General features: G+C 43.3%; 1 protein-coding gene and 1 pseudogene. Both read left to right on the plus strand.

The features are described from left to right. Nucleotides 1–201: pseudogene (locus tag QMN76_RS10885) on the plus strand (hypothetical protein); the annotation flags it as partial. Continuing rightward, the coding region (locus QMN76_RS10890; protein WP_282066044.1) for a phage terminase large subunit family protein at nt 125–663 on the plus strand (539 nt) is incomplete at its 3' end. The pseudogene QMN76_RS10885 and the gene QMN76_RS10890, both read left to right, overlap by 77 nt.

The raw sequence follows: 663 nt of genomic DNA on the forward strand, positions 1-663 counted from the left end.
AGAACACGCCTTTTGGCTATTCCTGCCGAGATGGCTCCGCAACTATTTAATTGTAAAACAGTCGCAGAAACTCAAGACAAAATGCATCAATTGATGGTTAGAATATTAGAAGAACTCTCCGAGGATGAACGATGGAAACAACAATTACAAGAAAGGGAACATTGTCTTTCTGAAAGCTCTGAACAAAGCACAAAAACTTAACCTCTCACCACCACCTGTTTTAAGTCTCAGCCAATGGGCGGCACAATATGCGTATCTTTCCAAAGAAACCAGTGCGCAAACAGGACGGTTCGAAGCTTATGCTTATCAAGTGGGAATGATGGATGCGATTACAGATCCTAGAGTAGAAAAAGTCTCGGTGATGAAATCTGCGCGTGTAGGTTATACGAAGATTATAGATCATGTCGTTGGGTATTACCTTCATCAAGACCCCAGTCCAATTTTGGTTGTTCAGCCTCGCGTAGAAGATGCCGAGGATTATTCAAAATCTGAAATTGCCCCAATGTTGAGAGATACAGCGGTCTTGTCTGAAATTGCGCCAGATCCCAAAACCCGAACAGGTGAAAACACGTTACTTAAAAAGACCATGAAGAATGGGGCATCTATTGCGTTAGTAGGGGCGAATTCGCCTGGTGGGTTTCGTCGTATTACAGTGCGCATTGT

The sequence above is a fragment of the Commensalibacter papalotli (ex Botero et al. 2024) genome, assembly GCF_947179115.1.
GTDB classification, from domain to species: domain Bacteria; phylum Pseudomonadota; class Alphaproteobacteria; order Acetobacterales; family Acetobacteraceae; genus Commensalibacter; species Commensalibacter papalotli.